Source organism: Chitinophaga sp. (genome assembly GCF_019236475.1).
GTDB lineage: Bacteria > Bacteroidota > Bacteroidia > Chitinophagales > Chitinophagaceae > Chitinophaga.
This window is the reverse complement of record NZ_JAFAIX010000011.1, coordinates 160,280-184,083: the sequence shown is the minus strand read 5'-3', so window position 1 is coordinate 184,083 and position 23,804 is coordinate 160,280. Positions and strand designations below refer to the sequence as shown.

The window sequence follows — 23,804 nt, the reverse complement described above, 5'->3', positions numbered from 1 at the left end:
CTTCAGTTATCTAAAAGTAAACAGTCATGAAACGCAAGATATTCAACAGAACCATACTGCTGGCCTTTGCAGGAGCGCTGTTGCTGGGCTCTGGCACCGGTTGCCAAAAATTCCTGCATGAACAGGATCCGGGAAACCTCTCGCCGGATAATTACTTCACCCTCCCTGAACATGCGGACGCCGCTGTGTTTGCGGCATATGCCCGTACGCGCATCGTGGGAGAAGGCGCTGGTATCTTCTCTAACAACTTCCAGATGTTGGATGCTGTTACGGGTACTGCTACTACCGGAACCGCCCAGAACTCTGACCTGAATAACCTCCTGGGCCTCGTATATAACGGGGATAACCTTCATATCGGTAATTGGTGGAAAGGATTATACAAGGAGATCGCACAATGTAACCTTACCCTAGACAATGTGCCGAAAATCAATCCCATGGATTCTTTGCAGAAGAAGAGAGTTTTGGGCGAAGCAAGCTTCCTCCGTGCATGGGCTTATTTTTATGCAGTGAGATTATGGGGGGATGTGCCATTGATCTTGAAATCACAGACGGCCAGCTCTACAGATTTCTCTCCATCCCGCGCAAAAACGGAGGATGTCTATAATCAAATTGTGAAAGATCTACAGACAGCGGAAGCTGCCGGCCTGCCATGGACGGACGCTACGGGTCGTGTAGGCCTAGCTGCTATCAAAACGCAACTGGCCAAAGTGTACCTGACGATGGCTGGAAAACCTTTGAATAAAGGAGCTGCATATTATAAACTGGCGGCAGATAAGGCGAAGGAAGTGATTGACTATTCCTCCACACATCCGAATGATATCAATCTGTTCCCGACATATAGCCAGTTGCATTCAGTATCTACAAACAACAGGCTGGAACATTTATTCGGTGTACAGTACTTGGCAGGCGTAGAGGAGAATCCGCTGCAATCTATCATGTTGCCAAATAACTCACTGGCAAAAAACATTTCCGCTAAAGGTAGTGGGGTCGGTAGTTCTATGCCTACGCAATCGTTCTACGACTCCTACAAAAAATTCGAGCCAGGAGATAAACGTACAGATGAACAGCAGTTTTTCTTCACTTCTTACTATGTGGATGGGTATAAAGAGGACTTCGCGCTGGGTGCACCTTATATTTTCAAGCATTTCGATGTGGTGGCACACGGTACTAAAGGTACGCCGGGCACAGGTTTGAGTAACTTGAATGTACCGCAGATCCGTTATGCTGAAACTTTATTGATCTATGCGGAAGCACAGAATAGAGCAGATGGATCACCTAACGCTGCCGCCTATACGGCATTGAATGCAGTTCGTGGAAGGGCGGGTATTCCTGCTTTATCCGGACTGGATGTTACTGGCTTTGAAAAGGCGGTATGGCGTGAGCGCTGGCACGAGTTCTGTTACGAAGGTATTATTTGGTTTGATATGGTACGCCTGCAAAAGGTGTATAATGAAGATACCAACGACTTTGATGATTTCATTGGGCATGTCAATAAGAACTCCGGACAGTCATTACAGAAAAAACATTTATTGTTCCCGCTTCCAACATTCGAGATGAAAAACAACCCGAATCTGAAGCCACAAAACGATGGTTACGGTAACTAGTGATGAAGTTACTGGTTTAAGGGGCAGTGTCTTTCCGTGGCATAGCGCGGGAAGCACTGCTTTTTTTATTTGCAGATATTTTCTTTTTCAAGCGTGAAGCGTACTGCAGAAGTGAGTCTTTTCATGGCAATAGATAATTGATTTTCTACCGTTTTGATAGATACATTCAATATAGCAGCCACTTCTCTGTACTTCAGGTCATGTTGCTTAATCATCAAGTAAATGGTTTTGCACTTGGGGGGTAATTGCTCAATGCTTATTTCCATTTTCCTGACCATCTCCGCAGATATCATTAGCTCCTCGGGATTGCTGTCAAATGCAATTTGGATACGCTCATCTTCCGAAATGTCTATCTCCCTGAAATTAGCCTGTTTACGCCTAAAATCGACGGCTTTATTGCGAGCCACTACAAAAAGATATACTTCAGGGTTTTGAATATGGGACAGGGTCTCCCTTTTCTGCCAGCAATGCATGAATACATCATTGGTAATTTCTTCCGCCACTTCACGGGAACGGGTGAGTGAATAGGAGTAACGAAGTAGCCGCACGAAACATTGATTATAGAAGAGCTTAAACGCTTCTTCATCATTGTTCGCTGTCATATCAGTAAATAGCTGATTTATTTTACACTGCTCCATCCCTTTTTACCGCTAGATTCTGGTTGCAATTTATATAACGTAGATTAAGCTAAAGTTAACAAAATATTCTATCCACGTTAACAAATTATTCTCACTGAAAAGTTTAAAAATATTTTTTCTGGCTTTGGGGGTTTTTGATTTTCCCTTCGACCTACTTACATAACGCATCGATTTTTTAATGACTGAGCATAGTCGCATATATATACTGATGGCCAGAAAGGCGGCAGGGGAGGCTTCTCCCGCTGAGCTGGAAGAATTGGACCAGTTGCTGATGCAACATCCAGAGCTACAGTATTCTTTTAATATAGTAGTAGATATTAATCATGTCTTCGACGGCAGTACCTTTACTGATGAAGAAGCGGATGCATTGAAAATGAGGGGTATGGGAAAATTATCCCAATGGCTGGATGAACAACCTCCAAAGATTATCCGTTCTCGTTTCCCTTGGAAAACGGTATCTGCGGCGGCGGCCAGCATCGCTTTAATGGTAGGTGTATTCCTCTTCTGGCCTAAATCTACAGCCACCACTTATGCGAACCAAGTGATTACGAAAAATGGTTCCAAAACAACCCTGTTGCTGCCGGATGGTAGTAGCGTAGTGCTGAATGCATGCAGCAAGCTGCAATATGATGCCAACCAGTTCCTGAAAGGAGATCGAGAGGTAACCCTCACTGGCGAAGCCTTCTTCGATGTAAAACATGATCCTGCTCACCCATTCCTCGTTCACTCAGGTGCAGTGAATATCAGAGTATTGGGAACTGCATTTAACGTCAAGGCATATGCGGAAGATGCAGCAATTGAAACAACACTTATAAGCGGAAAAGTAGCGGTAGATTTCTCTGCCGGTGACCATAATAATGAAAATAAAGAGATCATTCTGTTGCCTTCTCAAAAACTGGTGATCAATAAATTGGATATCGTCAATACTAATAATACTGGCAGCAGTAAACTAGCCGCCAATTTCACCATTGCACCCACTAAATCCGTTACCAACACTATTACTGGCGAAAGCCCGGCGCCGCCAACCGCCTGGATGGATGACCGCTTCGAATTCGACAATCTGACACTGGAAGAATTATCACACGACCTAGAAAGATGGTACAATGTATCCATCTCTTTTAAAAACGATAAGTATAAAGGAGAAGTCTTCACAGGTGCATTTAAAAAACAAACTATTGGGGATGTATTGGATGCCCTCCAAATCACACTGGGCTTTCAGTATAGCCTGGACAATGAAAAAAGAACAGTAACTATTTGGTAACAACTGTATCCATAACAGTTTCACAACTGATTAATCACATAAAATCCATGATCAATGGACATGTAAAAAATTAACTATCATAACTGCTTTAGAATCATGAAAAAAGGGAAATGCGGCAACATTCCCCTTTGACAAAGGCTAAACAACTGAACCGATCGGCAAGATCCGGTAATGGCCTATTATTTAACCTAATGAAACAAATGTATGAAAAAAAGCTATTGGTGGCCTTCGCATATTCCTAACGGGAATATGAGGAAACTCATTATGCGTATGAAATTAACATCCGTATTGCTCTGCGCCGGTTTTTTACAACTGAGTGCACACGGATTCTCCCAGGAGAAAATCAGTGTGGATTTCAGTAACATTCCTATCGGCAAATTGCTGAATGTCATTGGAAAGAAGAGTGATTACACTTTCCTCTATAAAAATGATGCGATCCCTGATAAAAGGATAACCATCAAAATGGATAACGCTCCTGTTCCGGAAATTCTGGAGAAAGCCCTCAATGGCACTCACCTGAATTACCGTATCATGCCGAATAACCTGGTGGTAATTGTAAAATCAGGGGAAACAGTTAAAACTATCCAGATCAAAGGTATTGTGAAAGATGTGGACGGTACGCCGCTCATCGGTGTAACAGTGAAAGTTCAAGGTACCTCCAAAGGCGCTACTACCAACGTAAAAGGGGAGTATGAAATGGAAGTCCCTGAAAATGCGGTACTGGAATTCAGTTACATCGGTTACGAAACCAAGCAGTTTTCTATCAAAGGTGTTCAGAACTTCAACGTTACCCTGAGTGCTAACTCCAGCGGCTTGAACGAGGTGGTGGTAGTAGGTTATGGTACACAGAAAAGAGTGAACCTCAGCGGCGCTGTGGATAATATCTCCGGCAAAACCCTGGAAAACCGTCCTATCACTAACGTGGGTACTGGTTTGCAAGGATTGATCCCGAACCTGAATATCGGCATCAGTAGCGGTCGTTCTTCTAGCGCGCCTACCTTCAACCTCCGTGGTTATACTTCTCTCTCTGGTGGAGATCCTTTTATCCTCGTGGATAATATTCCGTTCACAGCGGATGAAGTCTCCCGACTCAACCCTGCTGACGTAGAAAGCGTTTCTGTTCTGAAAGATGCGGCTTCCGCTGCCATCTATGGTGCACGCGCAGCCTTCGGCGTAGTATTGATTACCACCAAATCAGCGAAGGACGGTCGTCTCGCAGTATCTGCAAATGCAAACTATGCGGTACGCACCATTGGTAAAATGCCTGCTATCGTTACCGATCCGCTGATTACCATGCAGATGAAACATGATGCAGCCGTTCCATTGTATAACCTGTACCCGGATGCTGTGAGAGCTTATGCTGCTCAACGTTCGAAAGATCCTTCCCTTCCGGCTGTTATCGTAGATCCTACCAATCCCAATGCATGGGCTTATTACGGTACTACCAACTGGCTGAGAGAGGTATATAATAAAACAGCTCCTGCTTATAGCGGTAACTTCAGCATTGCTCGTGGCGATGATAAACTGAATTACTACCTCTCTGGTGAATACTATAAACAGGATGGTATGCTGCGTAGTAATCCGGATATCTATAACCGTTATAACCTGCGCGCTAAAGCGACTTATACCTTCAATGATCGCTTTAAACTGGGTACTAATACCACTTATACCAACTCCGTATATGATGCGCCTTCCAATGCAATGGATTACCTGTTCTTCCACAATGCAAACCGCACTCCATCCCTGTCTGTGCCTAAAAATCCAGACGGTACTTGGACTTCCGACGGTGCTGCACTGCTGGGAAGACTCCAGAGCGGTGGCCGCAACAATAACACTATGAACGAGTTCCTCACCAACTTTAATGGTGAACTGGGCCTCGTGAAAGATATATGGAGCCTGAAAGCCGACGCTACTTTCAGACGTACAAACGATAACACCAAAGCATTTACAATCCCTGTTCCTTACCGTACTGGTCCTAATCAACCATTGCAGTATACAGATGGAAATCAGTCTAGTGCTTCATTTGGTAGCAGTACCGTTAAGTATAACGTATATAACGTCTATTCTAATTTCCATAAAGCGTTCCAGAAACATGATCTCACTGCCCTCGTAGGTTTTAACCAGGAATATTACCAATTGGATAACCTCGGAGGAAACCGTAATGGCCTGATCTCTACTAGTTATCCAACCGTGCAACTGGCAACTGGCGTGGCAAATGTCTCTGAGACATACCAAGACTGGGCAGTACGTGGCCTGTTCTATCGTTTGGCATATGGTTACGATGACAAATACCTGGTAGAAGTAAATGGTCGTCGTGATGGTTCTTCCCGTTTCCCAAGCTATAAACGCTGGGGTTCATTCCCATCTGCTTCTGCTGCCTGGGTAATTTCCAAAGAAGATTTCTTTAAGCCGATTGCAAAGGCAATTAAAATGGACTTCCTGAAATTCCGTGGTTCTTATGGCTCTCTGGGCGACCAGACCTTCAATCCATACGGATATTTCGAGCAAATGAAAGCTAACCCAATAGGTACTATCCTGGATGGTAAAATCCCTGTTGGCGTATTCGCTCCTTCTCCTGTAACAGCGAACTACTCTTGGCAGACAGTGCGTTCTGTGAACCTCGGTGTGGATGCGAACTTCCTGAAAGAACGCCTCTATATCAGCTACGATCGCTATACCCGCTATACAGAAGGTATGTTCGTAAAAGGTAAAACCCTGCCAGCGGTTTATGGCGCGGGATCTCCTGCTACAAACGGCGCAGACCTGAAAACAAAAGGTGGAGAATTGACCATCATGTGGAGAGACCAGTTTAATATTGGTAGAGATCCATTCTCTTACAGCATTAAACTGGCAGTGGCCGACAGCCGCACCTTCATTACCAAATATGATAATCCAACAGGTAACCTGAATGATTATTATAAAGGCCAACAATTAGGAGAAATTTGGGGTCTGGAAACAGAAGGCTTCTTCCAAAACGCGGATGAGCTGAAAAATCACGCAGATCAGACACCAGTAGGTGAGGACGATAACGCCTATAAATTCTATGTAGGGGATCTGAAATTCAAAGACCTCAACCACGACGGCGTTATCAGCTATGGTAAAAATACCCTTTCAGACCCAGGTGATAGACGCATCATCGGTAATAGCACACCAAGATTCCCTTACAGCGTGGATCTCAATGCCAGCTTCAAAAGCTTTGACCTGCGCATCTTCGCTCAAGGTATTGGTAAACGCGACTGGTATCCAGGCCCAAGCAACCACTACTTCTGGGGTATTTATGCACAGCCATGGACAAACGTACAGGTGAAAAACATGGACCACTGGACTCCAGATAATCCAAATGCTTATTTCCCTCGCGTGAAAGCATATGCTGCAGAAGATGCCAACATGGAGATGGCAATTCCTCAAACCCGCTACCTCCAGAACGCTTCTTACCTGCGCCTGAAAAACGTGACACTGGCATACACACTGCCTAAGCACATCACTGAGAAAATGAAAATTGCCCGTCTTCGGGTATACTTCAGTGCGGAAAACATCTTAACTATTTCCCACCTGAAAGTAAACCTCGATCCAGAAGGCCTGGATGGCTCTATTTATCCTTTCCAGAAAACCTATTCTGCGGGTGTGAACCTGAACTTCTAAAATGTGAATCATGAAAAAACAGACGCTCTATATAGCTTTAGTAACGGCAGGAATCTTCACTGCCGCCTGTAATAAGGATTTCCTGCAAAGGAATCCACAGACGGAAATGACTCCGGATGCATATTTCAATAATGCTAAGGATCTGGAAACATATTCCAACTCTTTCTACACCGGAACGCCATATGCCACTGACGATATCAACAGCGATAACATTTCCTATTACAACTCTAGTGGAGAAACAGACCTGATGATGGAAGGCGGCCTAAATCCAAATACAGTAGGTACTACCGGCTGGGGCGATTGGTCTGATCTCCGTAAATACAACTACCTGTTAGACAATGCAGGCAAGGCTACCGGAGATACCGCTGCTATCAATCATTTCATCGGTATCGCGCGTTTCTTCCGTGCTAAGTTCTATTTCGCTAAACTGGCCCGCTATTCTGATGTTCCTTGGTATAGCCACGTATTGAAGAATACAGATTCTGCCCTGTATACGCCTCGTAGTCCGCGTACCCTGATCGCTGATTCTATCATGGCGGATCTGAACTACGCGATCGCACATATTAAGCCGGATGAAGGAAACAGAACCCGTATCAGCAAATGGACGGCCCTGGCTTTGATGAGCCGTTTTGGTCTGTTTGAAGGTACTTTCCGTAAATACCACCCTGAACTGGGTCTGAGCGATAAAACTGCGCCTTTCCTGAATGCTGCAGTAGATGCGGCTTCGCAACTGATGGCCAATACACGTTTCCAAATTTCCAATACTGGAAAAGGTGCGGCTGATTATCGTGCACTGTTTGTAAGCACTTCGCTGGCAAACAATCCGGAAGTGATCCAATGGTATGATTGCCAGCAAGCGCTGGGCGTGGGCAACAATACGCACACGGTGCTGGGTTGGTCATGGTCTGTCAGCAATAGTTTGGTGGAGTCTTACTTAATGACCGATGGTACTCCTTTTACATCACAGCCTAATTACAAACAGAAAGGCTTTGTGGATGTATTCACCAATCGCGATCCTCGCATGGCGGAAACAGTTGCCTATCCTGGTTATTCTACTACTAACGATAATCGTTATTATATTCCTAAACCTAACTTCGGTGGGTACGATCAGTTGAAATTCTACCCCCGTGATCCATCTATCCGTCAGGGTTGGAATGCGAACTACACAGCTTTGCCTATCTATCGCATGGCGGAAGTACTGCTGAATTTCGCGGAAGCAAAAGCGGAATTAGGTACCCTGACAGATGCTGACCTGGCTGCTAGTGTGAATAAACTCAGAGCGCGCGTACAAATGCCTAATATGTCTATGGCGGCCGCTAACGGTAACCCTGATCCCGTACAGGTAGCGTTGTATCCGGAAGTATCCGGCGCTAACCAAGGCGTATTGCTGGAAATTAGAAGGGAGAGACGCGTAGAACTCGCATGTGAAGGTCTTCGTCTGAACGACCTGAACAGATGGGCGTCTGCAGCGAGACTGGAACAGGCTCAACAAGGTATGTATGTACCTGCTCTCGGCCCAATAGATATGACTGGCGACGGTGTTCCTGATATTGCTATTTTGGCAAATCCGGGAGACACGGCCTCTCTGGCCGGCCTCACCCCTGACGTTAGAAAGAATATCAGCCTTTACTATCTCAAGGATGCCAACGGTAAAGACAATAACTTCTACCTGGATAACAATACTTCCGGTCATATTTCGTTTACTCGTTACCGTGATAATCCACGCAAATTCATCGGTCCTAAGTATTTTTATCGTCCGATTCAACTGGGTGAAACCGTACTTAACCCGAACCTGAAACAGAATTTCGGTTGGTAATAACAATGAAAAATAAAAGGGTGGGAGCAGGTCGGAAGTCTTGCTCCCATTCGATTTTAAGGTGAACAATAATTATATTATGAAGAATTTAGCACTGACAGCGCTGGGGATTTTACTGGCAGGAGGAATACAGGCACAATCCTTCTCCGGACAGGTTTTCAACGATGTAAACAGAAATGGTGTCCTGGATGCAGGAGAAAAAGGTATTAGCGGTATCAGCGTTTCAGATGGACTGCACGTAGTGAAAACCGGTGAAGACGGCCGATACAGCCTGCCAGGCCACGCCCGCCAAAAATTCGTTTTCATTACGCCAGCTCATGGCTACAACTTTGTTAAAAACTATTTCATCAAAATAGACAGCACCGTCCAATCGTATGATTTCCCCATGTACGCCGCTGCTGTGGCCACTCATCACAATAAAGATATTTCTCGCTTCATCCGTATTACCGATACGGAAACCTATCAGTATGGCGATTGGATCAATGAAACGAGGAATTACGCCAAGAATGAAGAGGCGGACTTCGTAGTACATACCGGCGATATCTGCTATGAGAAAGGGTTACAGTTCCATGCGCAACAAGTAAATACGAAGACTATGGGCCTCCCTGTCTACTATTGCGTGGGTAACCACGACCTGGTAAAAGGCCCTACCGGTGAAGCTTTGTTTGAATCCCTCTTTGGTCCTGTATTCTATTCATTTGAGTATGGCAACACACACTTCGTTGTAACGCCAATGCCTTATGGAGACTACCAACCCTCTTACACCTACGACGACCTATATTACTGGCTGAAGAGCGATCTCGCCAATACAGACCCTCAAAAATCAATCGTCATTTTCAACCATGATCTGCTGACTTACAGCGATCATTTCGCTATCAAAAATTCAAAAGGTGATAGCCTTGTTTTAAATGATCATAACCTGAAAGCCTGGATCTACGGCCACTGGCACATTAACTTCGCCCGCAAACATGGCAATACCGGTATTCGTTCTATTTGCTCTGCCCCCGCGGCAGATGGTGGTATCGATAACTCTATGTCCAACTTTGATGTGATCGAAGTGGCTAAAGAAGGTATTGTTTCCGTTAACAGAAGATATACTTACATCGCTAATCAGTTGGTACTCGTGTCTCCCACTAAATATGGTGCAGCAGTTAAAAACCAACAACTGACAGTGAGCGCAAACGTTTACCAGACGGATGATCCTGTAAAATCAGTTGTTTTCCGCCTGTATGATAACAATGGGAAATTATTGCAACAATCCCAGTTGAAAGCGGCCAGCGACTGGACTTGGAACGGAGCGCTGAAAACTACTGGTCTCCAGCCGCAAACTCTTTATAACAGTACTTTAGAAGCTACTTTAAATACAGGTCGCGTATTATTCAGAAGAGATACTTTCCGCATTAATCCGGCTACGGCCCCTGCTGGCAATAACAACTGGGACCAAGTATTACAGAATACCCAACGATTACCAAATATCGCCATTAATAAGGTGAAACCTCGACTGGTATGGACTTCCAATACCGGCGCTAATATCTGGAAATCATCTCCCATCATTGTCAACGGGAAATTATATCTCGCCACCATCGATGATGAGAATAATACCAAATCGGCTATCATAGCTATGGAAGCCACTTCAGGAAAGATCCTCTGGAAATTTCCTACAGGTAATTCGATCAAACATAGCTTGTCATATACCAACGGGAAAATTTTGGGAACCGATGCGGAAGGTATGACCTATGCCCTGGATGCCAATACCGGTAAGCTTTTGTGGCAGCATGATGGCGGCATGAGACATCTGGCCACCTATAACAGTGCAGGTGTAGTATATAAAAATACTTATATCACTGGTGCTGGCAATTATATGCAAGCATTGGATATCAATACCGGAAACCCGCTCTGGACAAACACTGCCTGGTCAGGAGGAGAGGGTACACCTGCCGCTATGACTATTTTTGGTAATGCCGTAATTACCTCTTCCAACTGGAATGCCTTATTTGCACATGATCTGAATACCGGAAAATTACTATGGAAACGCAGTGATGGCGGTATCCGGTTCCGCAGTGGTACAGCGGTTAATTACGATAATAAACTCTACGTACATGGCATCAATATGCTCCACATGTTGAATGAATCAGGAGCCACTGTAGACAGTATTCCACTGAAATACAATCTGAAAACCATGACTGCGCCTGCCATTGCAGGGAATAAAGTATTGCTCTGTACTGCGGAGGATGGCTTGGTGATTTTTGATAAACAAAGCAAACAGGAGTTGGGCGTATTCAAACCGAAACAATCCCTGACTTTCTCTGCACCATATACATTGCCTCCTGCAGCCGGCATTGAAAGTACGCCACTGGTGGCAGGCAATATCGCTTATGTAGCCGCATCAGACGGACATTTGTATGTATTAAATATAAGTGGTAAACCGGAAGTTATCCAGGATATTGATTTGGGAGCGCCTGTATTGGCGGATATGACGTTGGTAAATGGAATGCTCTATGTAGCGGACTTCTCGGGGAACGTGAATGCTTTTGTACTCGAATAAAGGTTGATAAATACAATTAGAAAAACGCCCTCCTGTTTTCAGGAAGGCGTTTTTGTTTGTATTAGAATTCTGTTTTTCCTGTGTCGGCATTTTTAGAGGCTTGGGCATCACGCGTATTTTTCTGTACCGTGATGGCGCCGAAAACGCTGAGTAGGAAAGCAAATGCATAAAATCCTTTTTCACTTGGAAGTAAGGTAGCATTAAACAATCCGATGGTCAGTAGTACAATGGTCAGAAGCATAGAAACCCAGCTAATGCCATAATAGATGTCAGTTACAGGAATACCTTCAAGTCTGTCGCGTACGCATTTCTGTACAGATACAGCGGCAAATAGGCCATACATAAGGATCGTGAAGTAGTAGCCTTTTTCGTTCAGTTGCATGTTGGAGTTCCACAGCCCGATGAGAAACCCGGTCATACCTGCTCCCAGGGCTAGCCAAGAGGCCATAACAAATGCATTGGATGGTTTTTTCATGTTGTATACGGATTTAAACAGCGGTAATAATACTAACTTAATTTGAGATTACTAACGGTAACGGCTATGTTATAATGTTAGGGAAATGCAAAAATACACAGATGAGAAAAGGGGTATAAATGAAAAAGCCGCTCTGTAAGCGGCTTTTAACTTGTAGCGAGGAGCGGATTCGAACCACTGACCTTCGGGTTATGAGCCCGACGAGCTACCTCTGCTCTACCTCGCAATGTGGTTGCAAATGTAGGCAATAAATATTAACTACAAAATTTAGTGTTAAGTTTTTTTTATCAATGAGTTATGAAGGTTATGTGAATAACTGCTGTAATCCTTTGCTGTAAAGGATTGTAGCTTAATAATTTATTTTTTAATTTTTTTCATTAGATGTCGGAATACTCCGTCGGACGCACAAATATGATGTCCTGATGCGATACATTATGTGCATATTCAGGTGTGGCGGCCAACTTTTTCCACTCCGGATCAGCACTGAATGACTTCCAGTGAGTGTCCCTGTCTGCTTTATTATTGAAGGTGGTCATGTACATCAGGTTCGGCGTTTTGCTCCCAGCGATTACGCTACCGTAGAAAACAGCGTTGAATCCAAGTCGCTTGAATATTTGTACTTCACCACCTGCATTAAACATTTTTACCTTGTTGATGTGATAGCCTTCGGTGGCGCTTTCGTAGCTCCGCAGTTCGTATACCCTTTCATTTTTCGGCGTCTGGAGTGCGGGTAATGCCATCATAGGCATCTGTTCAAAGGCAGTGAGCAGTATTGTTTCGATTCTGTTGTAGGGGGCCGACTCGTTGTACCCTTGCATGAAAGTGCCTGCACTGGCCTGGTACGCGGCATCTTTCTCTAACCTGCCTGGCAGCGCTGCATATTGTTCTAGGTTGTTGAATGCCATAAATACATAGACCTTCACATCTGCAGTATCCTGTGTGATAGGCTTGAATACGCCCACCTGCGCAATACCCGCCCGATGCGCAGCCGGAAGGTACGCCTGTTGTAAATAGGTGTCCAACCCTGATTCCTGGGCCGGCTTAATATGATATACTTTAATCTGGAAGTACTGGTGGCCTCGTTTGTCTTTCGCCATAATGGTCAAAGACAAGCTCAGACCCAACAGTAGTAGGAGTGTTTTCATACGTGAAATTTTGATTGCGGGAGACAAAATACAAAAAGATCTGATTTCCTTACACGCAGCCAGCGGCTCGTGGCCTTTCAAAAAGGGCCCCTATCATCGTTGTCGGCAGATAAGCGTATCTTAGCTAACCTAAAAGTGTAGAAATATGTACAGCGCACCAGAAATGTTAATTGAAGAACCGAATGACCGAGGTACTATGTATGCAATGGTAGAACAGGATAACCGCACCGCCTATTTCTATTTGTACCCCTCCGAACTAATGGGAAATCGGTTCAAACCCCGTCCATGCTGGCTGAGAAACCTACAGCCTGCCCCAGAGAAAATGGATACCGCCGCTATGGAAAATGGCGTGGCACCATTGCTACAAGCCCGTTTCTGTAATCACCCGCAGGGTAAAGAACCCTTGCAGAAAGAAAAAATTTCCTTTATCTGGAATGTTGAAGGAGATGGCGCAGCTTTAGTCTATGATGGTCGTATTCTGGGTATCATTCCAGGATGGGGCCTTTATATGGAGTATCCACCTTCTTATGCAGCAGACTGCCTGGATAGTGGAGATAACAGCATCACCTTCCCATTAGGGACGCCTGAAACCAATCAGACGTATCGCAAATTCATAGAGGCTGATGAATTCTGGAAATCTTGGTCGGGTGATAATAATGGGCAGTGGCAAAAGATCCAACAACAATTCATGGTCGCTTATGAAGATGCTTTCGGCCCTGAAAAAGCCTATTTCGCTATCGACGGCAATAAATGGCCTCCTATGGCAATGGCCAAATTCGAGAAAGATGATATTGTCTATTTCATGACTTTAGGCATGAGCATCCGACCAATGCCTTGGGTAGACATCCTGTATCACGATAATGCAAGGGCCTATCATCGCGCCGAACTGGCTATCGCACTTGATAAGAAAGTCTATACAGACGAACAAATTATGTCTATTGCGCAGGTGCTAGCCGGACTGGCAGACAGACCTTGGAAGATTGTCACTTGGCTAGGAGAGGGCCATACGGTTTCCTCTGGGGCTTTACCACAGCCTTATGAGAGCCTGATTCTTTCCTCCGCATTATATAACGGACCAGAAATCACCATGCCTGAAATGTATGGGGATAAGGTAAATCTCTACTGGGCTGTTCCCGTAACTTTTGAAGAGAGATCTTTTGCACATAGCAAGGATAACGGCGGATATGATCTGCTGGAAAAGATGATTGGCGTAGGTCTTAATCATATTGTTGGAGAACGCGATGCCGTTATCTAGTTTATAACACTGAAGGGTCACAGCTTTCCGCTGGTGTAATAATTGTACATCTGTTATAGGTGCTGTTGTATATTGGGTTCCTTCAACGGCAACCTATATTTCATGCAACGACTATTATTACCCATCCTGTTAACTATGGCAGGGAATGCTGTGGCCCAAACAGACTCCACGACTGTTCGAAAACTGAAAGAATTCTCAGTAACCTCCCGACGGAACACTATTGAAATCAAGAACGACAAGATTGTTTACAATGTTAGCGGAAGCGTTAATGCCTTAGGCAGTAATGCCCTCGACCTACTGAAACGCTCTCCTGGCGTAATGGTAGATCCTTCCAATGCCATCTCTCTGAATGGCAAAGCCGGTGTCACCGTTTACATTGATGGCAAGCCCACTTACATGCAAGGAGATGCCCTCGCTGCATTGCTGAAATCCTTGCAGTCGGCCAATATCCAGGCAATTGAACTGATGCCCAATCCAAGCGGTAAATACGATGCTGCCGGCAGTGGAGGTATCATCAACATACGCCTGAAAAAAATTACCGCAGCCGGCTACAATGGCGACATCGCCGCAGGCCTGCATTTTGGCGAAACACCTAAAACAGAAGCCGCCATCAATATGAACTACCGCACCGGGAAGTTCAATCTCTTCGGTAATTACAACCATTATTTCGGCTATAGAAACATGCAATATGATTTCTACCGTGTGCAAGAAGGCCAGATAATGGATAACCGTACCCGTGATACAGATAAGCGTAATCCTGTGAACTTCAAGCTGGGTATGGATTATAACCTCAGCAGAAATAGTACGCTAGGATTCATGATGAACGCAAATTTGTATATGGGCCCAGGTATTACTTATACCACCACCTATATTTCAGATAGCGCTACCGGTAAGCTGCAATCGATGCTGAATGCTTATAACGACTACTATTCCCAGCGCCAGAACTGGAAAAATTACAATCTGAATTATCAATATAAAGATACCCTTGGCCGCATATTCACTACAGATCTGGATTACGGCGCCTATAAAGCTAGGATTAAAAACATTCTATTTAATCAATTTGTAGCTGCGGATAGTGTTACTGAAACGGGAAAATATTATCTGCGTACGCTCAATAGCAGTGATATCAATATTTACGGACTGAAAGCAGATTATGAACAACCCTTACACGCTGGCAAAATTTATGGTGGCGTGAAAGTCAATACCGTGGAAAGTGCCAACCAGGTGGAGATCTATGATGTACTACCATCGGAAGAAATCCTCAATACGTTACGTAGTAACCGATTCAAATATCGGGAAAGTATATACGCTGTTTACCTGATGGCAGATCAGCAGTGGCGGAAATGGAAGCTCACGGCCAGTATACGCGGAGAGCAAACGAATACGGATGGCAACCTCTTGTCAAAAAGCCAGCATAGCGGAAAAGATACCACTACTACCTTACGAAATAACTATTTCGATCTGTTCCCTTCAGTGCAGCTATCCTGGCGACTTTCAGACGCTCATAGCTTCTCTTTATTCTATAACAGAAAGATTGATAGACCCAACTACGCAGACCTAAATCCTTTCGAATATCAGATGGATGAATTGTCTTACTGGAAAGGGAATTCCTTCCTACGGCCGCAGTACGTCAACAGTGCCACATTGGGATATAATGCTGCGGGAATCATAGCCGCTACATTTTCGTACTCCCATACTCGTGATATGTCTGTCCAAATTACGGATAGTATAGCGGGGAATAAAATGGTGATCACCCCGGAGAATATCGGTTCTCAGCATTTATGGTCATTGAATCTTTCTTCTGGATTCAAACCGTTTGCATGGTGGCAGGTTACGGCTAATGTCAACTTTTTCTACAAGGAGAATCAAATCAATTTTGATCCCCAACGAATAGCCAAGATTACACGTAATACGGTGGCATTGAACATCCAGCAGGTATTTGATCTGGATGCCAAAACGCAAGCGGAAGTAAGTGGCTTTTATAATTCTCCCGGCATAGGTGGCGGCTTTTTGCGCACTGGTGATGTATGGCAGGTGAACATTGGGGTACAGCGGAAAGTATTAAAGGATAAAGGAATGGTGCGTATCGGTATTACAGATTTATTCCAGACATACCGTTGGTATAGCATTCGGGATTTTGATGGTATGTACTACCGGAACAAGGGTTATGAAGATTCTCGACAATTGAAACTGGGCTTCAGTTATCGCTTTGGTAACCTCCGCCTAGGAGCCGGAAGAGATCGTGCTTCTGGACTGGAGAATGAAGCCAGAAGAGTGAAATAAGAACTACTTATAAAAAAAATGGGTGTATCAAGAATGATGCACCCTTTTTTAATTACCAACTATTCTATTTTATCCTAAATCAGTATGTTTCGCATATTGAAACTTGTTTTTTCTTTTGCAAGTACCCCTGTGTAATGCTTAACCAGACAATGATAGACGATCAGTTCATGTAGCCGTTGATTGGCCAGAAAGAAGCGGTTCATCATCATGTGGATAAGATCCGTGGTAAGGCGTTGTAACCGATTTTCCTGTTGTGAAACAGGGTCGCTACAGGCGATACGTAGTTCTGTGCAGTTGTCCTGGCTGTCGTGTTGATATTGACCAAAGAGGTCATAGATCACATCGGCGAGGGGGAAAGACCGTGCAGCAGTCGTCAGAATACCGTTAATGGCATCCTGGTATTCGCGGTACTTGTTGTTCAGTTGAAACTGCAATGCATGATCCCCGTGGAATTCCTGGAATAGGCCAGCTCTTACGGCGGAAAGGGTATCAATTTTTTGTTGCAGTGTCAGGCCGAGATTATGGAGCAATATATCTGCACCTTTTACGGCGAAAATCCAGCGATAGAACTCTTGGTTGCCACTTTGAATATGTGGGAGTAATTCTAGTATCAGCTCGCTGTCCAGATGGAAAAGGTGTTCGCAATGCGCGATGTTTTCAGCGCCATAGCGTTCCAGTTCCCTGGTATAGGTATCGTATTGTATTTTGTATACAATTTCGTCTGTTGTGTAGTCCTGAAGGGCCTGATTGATTTCCTGTATGACAGCCTGGGTATGATCCGGGTCCGTGAGGTGGAATCGAAGGCGCAGGTGATTTTCGGGGTCTTGATAACGCACGAAAAACCAACTGTCTGCTAAGCCTTCATTCTTCAGGTGATTGACAATGGGGAAGACGGCTGTGGTCAGCAGTTTGTCCATCCATTTAGGGCCACAATAGATTTTAGCATACAGCCATTCACTGCCCAGACTGAACGTCCTTTGTACGGGTTTGTCCCGTTTTGGGGTTATTACGCTGGCTTGTGGCGTGAACTGGGTGTTATATAATGGGAAGACGACTTCGTTGCAGAAATACCCTTTGTCATTATTGATAAACAGGTGTTCATCGTCCATGAGGGATTCATACAAGATAACATCTCCTTTTTTCAGTTGTTGTAGTAAGAGTTCCTGTGCCATGGAACAGGATAAATCCAGGAACAATTCATTATCTGATTCCACCATGAGTACCTGCGCTGGGACTTGATATTCATGGAGCATTTCCAGCAATGTACCCGTGTCTCCCCGACCTTCCCTGCGTTGGAATGCAGTGGCGGATAAGTTCCAGCGGGCTCTACTCAGAATAATTTCCTTAAACCGTACTCTTGGAAGGAATGGTTGTTCCTCTAACACATGCCAGTTCCAGACAAGGGCCAGGGTGTGGTCTTGGTGTTGGAGGTCGCCCAAGAATTTATAAATGGGTAGACTGTTAGTATAATTATGGGCGCTTGTTAGTCGGGGTTTGATCTCTTTATTCAGGGACTGAGAGAAGAGAATCGCCCGGTTATTCACCACTTTTATGTACAAATCGCTGACAGAGATCTGGAAATCCTTGGCTACGGAAGCATTTCCGAGGAAAGGAATTTCGTATTCATACAGTTGAGGGCGTAGCAGTACGTTTCCTGTTCGGCCTTCCGGAAGATGAATGACCTCCGCGATGATGCAGTCGGAGAAGAGGTTTTTCTCCATATCAGCTACCTTTTCCATTTCTGCTGTAAGGGAAGCATTGGATGCACCAAATCTAGCGAGCAAAGGCAGTGCTGATGAGCCTCCGCAGGATTTAAGTACGAAGCGGAAATCGCCTTCATCCAGTTTGTTTGCAGAGGAGGTGAGTAAAGTACCTAAAACGGCCGTTGTTGGCGGTAGTGCTGGTAGGGAATCTGTTTGGATTTCCTCCAGGTCTTCCATAGAAAGTACAATTTCTTTGGCTTGCAGTTGTTGGGCTGCAATGAATTTTTTCAAAACCAGTTTATGATAACTGGACCAGGTATTCGGGGAAGTAGAAGGAGCGAGCGGCAGAACTAGATCATCTATGATCGGGGTATAGCTGCTCTTATCACCGGCAATGATACCGTATCCGATGCCGTTTTCACTGTCCAGTGCTGTCAACAGAGGGATGGCTCTGTTTTCGTAGCGTTGCTGGAATTTTTGTTTGAAGTCTGTCAGCTCGACAGAAGGTGCGCCGATATTTAGTACAGTCAACTGGCTGATGGCTGCTGTAATTCGGTCGACCACCTGCCTGTTGAGTTGATTGGCCGTAGTAGCGTGGAACAGGTCTGTGAGGACGAGGTCTTTGCTGAGCATACTAGGGCAAACTTTCTGCAGTAGTTCTCCGATAACATTGAAAGATTTGCCATTATTCTCATAAGCAACTAAATGACGATGTGCTTCGCTTAACAATTGTCGCAATGGGGATTTAACGTCGCGTTCATTCAGTTTGGATACTAATGTACTCAGGTAATCAGGGCCCGATAACGTAGGATGAAAGGCCGAAACGAGTATTTGGTTTTCCATCAACATGCTGATGAAGCTTTTGGCTTCATCAGCCGTGATGGATAAGTCCATTAGCACAGCAGTTAGCTGCTGAATGGTAGCGCCATTGCGGGCAATTGATAGGATTTTCTCGAGATAGATGTTATGGGAGAAACTACTGAGAAAATAGTGTCTTTTATTTTCCTTTATTTGATATTCATAGTATCTGTAGGTATTTCCTGCGCGATAAATACTGCTATTGGGCAGGAAAGTCAGCATATTGGCGATTTCTTCATCTCTCATGAGTTCATCGGCGATAGCTGAGAGGCACTGGATATCCAGTCTGGCTTTTTTGTGATAGGTATCTTCTGTCACGCTAATGGCCGTTGCATTATCTGTAATGCTACCGGCAGCGCAACCTGCAAAGAGGCCATATGGAGTGCTTCTTGCACACATTCTTAGAAGATACTTATAGAGGGTGAGTACCAGTTTATGTTCCTTGATGGGGCGTTTATCGTTTGCCCCGTTGAGCCAATCCATTAAAGCGTGATGCAATTCGGGGCTGGCCAGATATATCGCTTCCTGCAGCGCGGGCTGCTGGTATAATGATTTGATTGTTGCTGTTAAAGAGACTACATCACGATTACTTCCGGTATGAAGGGATTTAATGGTGTTGTAGGGCAGAAGCGGCAACCGTAATAGATAAAAATCGAAAGACTTAACCTGCGGCATCAAAAAGCGATCGTACATGTCTTTAATTTGTGATACAAGGTGCTAACATCTTACTCTATACGGATATAATTTCGACGAAAATCACGTTTTGCGCGACGAAATGCAATAGATTTTCAATATGTGCTTCAGGCCATCTTCAGCATTTTGGTAACCTGTTCTTTAAACCGTGGGAAACTAACCGGTTTGGGCAGATATCCATGGCGTCCTCCCAGTGGGATATCACCAAGGCTAGCCAATGGATATGCTGTAACTACGATAAAGCGACAATCCGCATTTTTCATCAGTTGATTTAATCCGGTGGTCTGTCGGCCATAAATATTTACATCCAACAGAATCAGATCAATCTGTCTGCTTTTAATTAATTCTGATACATCCTGCAGCCTGTCAGTAGCGATGACTAGCTCCATATGATCCATCCTTTCCAGATAGTTGCTAAGAAGCTCGATCGCAAGTGGCTCGTCATCAACTATAGCACAACGGTACTGCATCTCTCGGATTTGTACTGAATTAAAGAACTGTGCGAATAATGCTGCTGGTCATAGTTGCGCCAGTTCCTCCGGTCGTTTCGTTGGTAAGTGTGCCGGATTTACCTTTAGCATTGATTCTTTGAGCAGAAAGGTTACTTACAGCATGGAAGTCGGCTTTGGCGATAATTTCCTTGCGAAGTTCCAGTACTGGTTGGGCTCCTGTCGCGTTAGTCTGCTGTTTCATGAGGGTAAGGACATTTAGTTGTAAACAAAAATGTCGATGTTGTGTTACAGTGCCATATTTATTAGACAAAATGCATGTTCTGCACGACAAACGTAACGTAATCCCAAATTTGGGATGGGTTAAATGGGCTATTCTTCTTCTTGATGGTCCGTTGCAATTCCAAGTCTTCTGTTGAGTTCAGCCTTATATTGTTTCGAAATTATAATAGTATGATTGTTAAGTAGTTCAGCAGTGTTTCCTAGAATGTTTTTAATAGCATTCAGGCGTACTATATAGGATTTATGTACCCGGATAAATTGTTTATCGGGTAGGATTTCCTCCATATGTTTCATACGTTGATAAACGATATGGGTTTCGTTCTGGGTAACAATTTTGATATAATCTTTCATGCCTTCCACATAATAGATATCATCAAACACCACTTTACTGAGTTTCTGTCCGTCTTTTACGAACATGAAAGTATTGGCAGTTTTTTCCTTGGACGGCGCCTGTGTCTGACGTCGTTGCTGCAAGATAATTTTAGCTTTGTTAATAGCTTTAAGCAATCGGTCAAAACCAAATGGTTTCATCAGATAATCTACTACATCCAATTCAAAGCCTTCCACCGCATAATCTGGACTGGCGGTAGTAAATATTACTAATGGGATATTGGGTAAGGAACGAATCATTTCCACCCCATTGATATTTGGCATCCTAATATCGGAGAATAATAAATCAATGGGTTGCTCCTGAAGAATAGCTATTGCTTCAAATGCGTTCTCGCATACTCCAGCCACTTCCAATTGCGGTACTTTAGCAATGTAGGTTGTCATTAATTCCCTTGCAAATGGCTCGTCGTCTACTATCAGGCATCTGATCTGCTGCTCCATCATTCGATTTTGTTAATTAAGATTTATTGAAAGTTTTACGGAATAAATATCACCCTCGTCCTTTATGTCAAGGGTATATTTTCCCGGATAAAGCAGTTCCAGTCGCTTCCTGGAGTTGGCCTGGCCAATGCCGCCCAGCTCCTTGGGCTGGTTGGAAGCCTCGTTTTTACTATTGCTGACACTCATGGTCACCAATTGGCCGTTGGCATTGATATTTATAATTACATGGCATTTACCATCTGGTCCTACATGCCCATATTTAAAGGCATTTTCGAGGAATGGGAACATCAATAACGGACTAATCTGTTGATCCGTAATTTCTGTTTCATTGTAATCAAAAACAATATTCGCCTTGGCGCCATAGCGTACCCGTTCCAGCTCTGTGTAATTCCGCATGAATGCTACCTCATGCTGTAAATCAACTTTGGCCGTATCTGATTCGTATAATGTGTACCTCATCATTTCAGAGAGATGTAGAATCAAATCTGGTGCCTGTTCTGCTCCTTTTAAGGACAACATGTAAATGTTGTTCAATGTATTGAACAGAAAATGTGGGTTTAGCTGTGCTTTTAAGAAATTCAACTCCATATCCAGCCGGTCTTTTTCAAGGCGGAGGGTACGGGTAATATTCCGTAAGGTATCCATGCCCAGCTTTGCTACAATACAAGGTAAAATCGCAGTCAGAACTGCCCAGCTACTCCGTACCATCCGAAGCATAGCAGCTTTGCTGATAAGACCGTCGCTGACAATTTGTTTAACGAGATTACTTACATACGGATTATGAGTGGTAAGATACTTCAAAACTACCAGACTTACCAAGTAACTGGTCAACGAATACACTACCAAAGGCATCATCAGCCCAATGATGCCCAGCAAGAACTTCCCTTTTAATATCCATTTGGGAATCACCAAATACATCAGGAAATAAAAACTGAAGGCGATGCACAGAATATTCCTAAAGGCAAATAACAAACAAACGGGAAGGGACTCTACGTAGTTACTCCTCACAAGTATAATGTGTAATATATATAATAATATCCACATGCATACGTGCGTGGCTATACGAACCTTCGGTGTATAGAATTTGTCGAATGCTCCAGAGGCAATCCATTGGGTTAGGCTGTTCCTCTTTTTCACTTCTATGGTAGCAACGTTATGTCTAGCGGATACTGACATTGGTCGAATAATATTTCACGGGTCCTAAATTCTTTCGTGCTTTGTAACCAAAATAAGAAAAAGTAACAATTCAGAAATTTTTTATTTGTCGAGAGCACTCTGTTTGTAAGCCGCTGGATTTGATTGCCTGGTCAGAATGTTCAAACCGCAGATAATAAATAGGTTAGAGCGAATAAGAGAAGCACTAGAAGAGATTTTTATAATTCAACCAGGAATTACATCCACTGAAGTTTTATCCCTCAAAACAACCTGCCGGAAAACCCTTCCCAAGCCGCAAATTCCCTGAAATGGATTTGCGGCTGTGCAGGTACCCCAAACCACCCTGTTGTCTTGTCCGTAAATTTTACCAGCGCCAACGGACCCCTGGCGCCTGGTTACGGGTGGGAGAGGCCAGTATATTTTTTACACTTCGTCTCCATAAGCACTAAATTTTATAACTTGGCTGTTAATACAACCAAAATAAACAATCGCTTTGCCAGGAACTTCCTGCGCAGATTCTAAAATCTATCGGTTTAAAATTGCCAACTGTTCTGATATACAACGAAGCAGAAGTGCTGAAAAGAGTGGCTGAAGGAGATGAATCTGCCTTCAGGCAAATCTTTGATCGTTATTGGGATACCGTATATGGGGTAGCGTTAGTATTAACCAAATCCCCAGACCTGGCCGAAGAAATGTCCCAAGACGTATTTATCAGGATATGGGTCAAAAGAGAAAAACTCGCAGTCGTAGAAAAGTTTGAAGGCTACCTCTTTACCATCGCCCGTAACCATATCTACAACGAATTCCGACGCAATATTAAAGTAGAAGCCTTCACGGATCATCTCTTGGATTATGTCAATGCCACTGCATTGGCCACCGAAACGCCAGACAAGCGCCTGCTTTTCTCAGAACTGGAAAAGCTGGTAGATAAAGCCGTAGACCAACTCCCTCCCCAACAACGTACCATCTATAGATTGAGCCGCCACCAAGGCCTGAGCCAAGAAGAAATTGCCACTGCCCTGCATATATCTGTCCATACCGTGAAAAGCCATATGAATAAAGCCTTACATGTTATTCGTGGATACCTGCGTCATCATGCTACCCTGGAACTATTACTCCTCTTCTATTTTTGTATAGCACACAGCCGCTGAAAAAAAATTTGTCTCCCC

General features: G+C 44.2%; 16 protein-coding genes and 1 tRNA gene. 8 read left to right on the top strand and 9 right to left on the bottom strand.

From position 1 onward, the window contains the following. The first annotated feature begins 26 nt into the window (after positions 1-26). Entirely contained in the window at positions 27-1,604 is a 1,578-nt protein-coding gene (locus tag JO154_RS15375; protein ID WP_291947029.1) for a RagB/SusD family nutrient uptake outer membrane protein, read from the top strand. A gap of 65 nt (positions 1,605-1,669) precedes the next feature. On the opposite strand, the gene JO154_RS15370 is transcribed toward JO154_RS15375, so the two are convergent. After that, a complete protein-coding gene (locus tag JO154_RS15370; protein ID WP_291947027.1) occupies positions 1,670-2,206 on the bottom strand; it encodes an RNA polymerase sigma-70 factor in 537 nt (178 codons plus the stop codon). A 244-nt stretch (positions 2,207-2,450) separates the two neighbouring features. Here JO154_RS15370 and JO154_RS15365 point away from each other — a divergent pair, with 244 nt between their 5' ends. The 4 genes from JO154_RS15365 to JO154_RS15350 all read left to right on the top strand — a co-directional run bounded on the left by JO154_RS15365 (position 2,451) and on the right by JO154_RS15350 (position 11,506). Next, positions 2,451-3,503 (top strand): FecR domain-containing protein, encoded by a 1,053-nt coding sequence (locus JO154_RS15365; protein WP_291947025.1) that lies wholly within the window; start codon positions 2,451-2,453, stop codon positions 3,501-3,503. A gap of 204 nt (positions 3,504-3,707) precedes the next feature. Continuing rightward, a complete protein-coding gene (locus tag JO154_RS15360; RefSeq protein ID WP_291947023.1) occupies positions 3,708-7,145 on the top strand; it encodes a SusC/RagA family TonB-linked outer membrane protein in 3,438 nt (1,145 codons plus the stop codon). Positions 7,146-7,155: 10 nt separating this feature from the next. Beyond that, complete coding sequence (locus JO154_RS15355) at positions 7,156-8,961, top strand: RagB/SusD family nutrient uptake outer membrane protein (RefSeq protein WP_291947020.1); 1,806 nt, start codon at positions 7,156-7,158, stop codon at positions 8,959-8,961. A 79-nt stretch (positions 8,962-9,040) separates the two neighbouring features. Continuing rightward, the gene (locus JO154_RS15350; RefSeq protein WP_291947017.1) at positions 9,041-11,506 is read left to right on the top strand and encodes a PQQ-binding-like beta-propeller repeat protein; all 2,466 of its coding nucleotides are present in this window, start codon (positions 9,041-9,043) and stop codon (positions 11,504-11,506) included. A gap of 61 nt (positions 11,507-11,567) precedes the next feature. Here JO154_RS15350 and yiaA read toward each other — a convergent pair whose 3' ends face one another. The 3 genes from yiaA to JO154_RS15335 form a co-directional block, all read right to left on the bottom strand. After that, the gene (gene yiaA, locus JO154_RS15345) at positions 11,568-11,981 is read right to left on the bottom strand and encodes an inner membrane protein YiaA (RefSeq protein WP_291947015.1); all 414 of its coding nucleotides are present in this window, start codon (positions 11,979-11,981) and stop codon (positions 11,568-11,570) included. A gap of 154 nt (positions 11,982-12,135) precedes the next feature. Further along, positions 12,136-12,207 (bottom strand) — tRNA-Met (locus JO154_RS15340). Between the two features lie 151 nt (positions 12,208-12,358). Further along, on the bottom strand, positions 12,359-13,126 hold the full coding sequence (locus JO154_RS15335; protein WP_291947014.1) for an NIPSNAP family protein: 768 nt from the start codon (positions 13,124-13,126) through the stop codon (positions 12,359-12,361). Between the two features lie 145 nt (positions 13,127-13,271). On the opposite strand from JO154_RS15335, the gene JO154_RS15330 reads away from it, so the two are divergent. Both JO154_RS15330 and JO154_RS15325 read left to right on the top strand, forming a co-directional pair. After that, positions 13,272-14,381, top strand: a complete 1,110-nt coding sequence (locus JO154_RS15330; protein ID WP_291947012.1) for a suppressor of fused domain protein — start codon at positions 13,272-13,274, stop codon at positions 14,379-14,381. A 102-nt stretch (positions 14,382-14,483) separates the two neighbouring features. Next, on the top strand, positions 14,484-16,664 hold the full coding sequence (locus JO154_RS15325) for an outer membrane beta-barrel family protein (protein ID WP_291947011.1): 2,181 nt from the start codon (positions 14,484-14,486) through the stop codon (positions 16,662-16,664). Between the two features lie 74 nt (positions 16,665-16,738). Here JO154_RS15325 and JO154_RS15320 read toward each other — a convergent pair whose 3' ends face one another. The 5 genes from JO154_RS15320 to JO154_RS15300 all read right to left on the bottom strand — a co-directional run bounded on the left by JO154_RS15320 (position 16,739) and on the right by JO154_RS15300 (position 22,656). After that, the gene (locus JO154_RS15320; RefSeq protein WP_291947009.1) at positions 16,739-19,918 is read right to left on the bottom strand and encodes a lantibiotic dehydratase; all 3,180 of its coding nucleotides are present in this window, start codon (positions 19,916-19,918) and stop codon (positions 16,739-16,741) included. A gap of 107 nt (positions 19,919-20,025) precedes the next feature. After that, complete coding sequence (locus JO154_RS15315; RefSeq protein ID WP_291947007.1) at positions 20,026-20,388, bottom strand: response regulator; 363 nt, start codon at positions 20,386-20,388, stop codon at positions 20,026-20,028. Positions 20,389-20,407: 19 nt separating this feature from the next. Beyond that, positions 20,408-20,611, bottom strand: coding sequence for a hypothetical protein (locus tag JO154_RS15310; protein WP_291947005.1), 204 nt, complete (start codon positions 20,609-20,611; stop codon positions 20,408-20,410). Between the two features lie 128 nt (positions 20,612-20,739). Beyond that, on the bottom strand, positions 20,740-21,483 hold the full coding sequence (locus tag JO154_RS15305; protein ID WP_291947003.1) for a LytTR family DNA-binding domain-containing protein: 744 nt from the start codon (positions 21,481-21,483) through the stop codon (positions 20,740-20,742). A gap of 9 nt (positions 21,484-21,492) precedes the next feature. Then, complete coding sequence (locus JO154_RS15300; protein WP_291947001.1) at positions 21,493-22,656, bottom strand: sensor histidine kinase; 1,164 nt, start codon at positions 22,654-22,656, stop codon at positions 21,493-21,495. Positions 22,657-23,174: 518 nt separating this feature from the next. Here JO154_RS15300 and JO154_RS15295 point away from each other — a divergent pair. Continuing rightward, complete coding sequence (locus tag JO154_RS15295; protein WP_291946999.1) at positions 23,175-23,786, top strand: RNA polymerase sigma factor; 612 nt, start codon at positions 23,175-23,177, stop codon at positions 23,784-23,786. Positions 23,787-23,804 lie beyond the last annotated feature (18 nt).